This is a genomic window from Streptomyces sp. NPDC041135, from assembly GCF_055592085.1.
The window spans coordinates 1-1,275 of record NZ_JBVIYZ010000107.1; the positions used below are offsets into that span (position 1 = coordinate 1).

A 1,275-nucleotide genomic window follows, 5' to 3' on the forward strand; every position below is an offset into this window, starting at 1 on the left:
AGCCCACCCCCTTGCGGATACCTCATGCAGTCGGCCTACCGCAGGGATCACGAAGCGTCAGCCCCTACGACACCACGCTTTGAAGGTCAGTAACGCATAAGCAGCAATACGCCTACTTCAAACGCCCTCTAAAGGCTTTGCGCCTCCTGCGGAAACTCCGCTGCAGCACCAACCGGATCACCGACATCGTGAAGGCAGTCCTCACCCTCCACCACGCCTCAACATGAGGTTGGAAAAGGCTCAAGGCCACCGTGCCTCCCTTGGGTTGAACTGCCCTTTCACCAAGGACATTTGCACGGTGGCCTGCCTGTTCTCAGGGAGCATTCAGCGGCAGCCGATGCGCGCTGGAGCACGATGAGGGCGCACTTCCCAGCCAAGATCAGCTACACCACTCCGCGGGATACCATCTCGAAATGCAGAGCTGGTCATCCATGAGTAGAGAAGGTTATCTTCCAGTCGTCGATGTACCCAGTGTCTCCAGTGGCAAAGTCGGTCACAGCGAGTTTCCAGGCCCCCGAGAAATGATTGACGGGTAGAGGAAGGCGGTATGTCTCTACAATGTCGTCGCGATTGTCGGTCGGATTGGGTGAAAGGAGAGTATAGTTGGTCCCATCGGATCCGATCAGGTTTATCGCGAGGTCTCCTCGGTACGTGTGCTTTATATTGACATCAATTTTCACGTCGAGGGGCGGGATAATCGGCCAGGAGGCACTTATTAGTGAGATTGCCGGGACGCCACCTACTTGAGAATTAAAGTCGCCAATTTGAACGTCTTTTGGATTATCAAAGGTATGCGAAAAAGATTCGGAGCCGGTGGATGCCGCCGCGCTATACGGCAAAAGAAACGCTAGTGCAAGGCCGGTCGAAATGGTGATAAGTTTTCTGGATCGTGACATGTCAATTCCTTTGAATTAGAGACGCTGTTCCATACTTTAGGGTCGCGATTTTGGGTTGTCGTGAGTAAAAGGTGCTCGTAGGGCCCGTTCCGTGGTCTGCCAGAGCAGGAACGCACGGGTAGAACGCTGCGTAACGAGCTGGTGCGTGATAGCGGGTGAGGCATCGTGGCTGGCAGGTGGCATGATCCGGCTGTGGCGATCACGGTCAATCGGGCGGTGCTGGCGCATCGGCTGTTCACGGGGGTCTCGCAGCGACATCTCGCCTGCCTGGCCGATGAGTTGGCGTTGCCGTGGGAGGCTGATCTTGAGGGCCGTCGTCATGCTGCGCGGGGCGAACCTGCGGAAGCGAGCCGCGGGGGCGGGTGCCCGTCACCAGCTG

At 57.0% G+C, this 1,275-nt stretch carries 1 protein-coding gene and 2 pseudogenes; 2 read left to right on the top strand and 1 reads right to left on the bottom strand.

What is annotated here, in order from left to right; genetic code table 11:
• Positions 1-128: 128 nt before the first annotated feature.
• Positions 129-227: pseudogene (locus ACZ6CZ_RS38065) on the top strand (IS5/IS1182 family transposase); the annotation flags it as partial.
• A 198-nt stretch (positions 228-425) separates the two neighbouring features.
• Here the strand turns inward: ACZ6CZ_RS38065 and ACZ6CZ_RS38070 are convergent.
• Positions 426-896: a proprotein convertase P-domain-containing protein gene (locus ACZ6CZ_RS38070; protein WP_469030700.1), complete on the bottom strand. Its 471-nt coding sequence runs from the start codon at positions 894-896 to the stop codon at positions 426-428.
• Between the two features lie 192 nt (positions 897-1,088).
• Here ACZ6CZ_RS38070 and ACZ6CZ_RS38075 point away from each other — a divergent pair.
• Positions 1,089-1,275 (top strand): annotated as a pseudogene (locus ACZ6CZ_RS38075) (transposase family protein); the annotation flags it as partial.

Coding starts and splice junctions, on each gene's coding strand:
- ACZ6CZ_RS38070 (WP_469030700.1), bottom strand. CDS start 896: ATGTCACGATCCAGAAAACTTATCACCATTTCGACCGGCCTTGCACTA.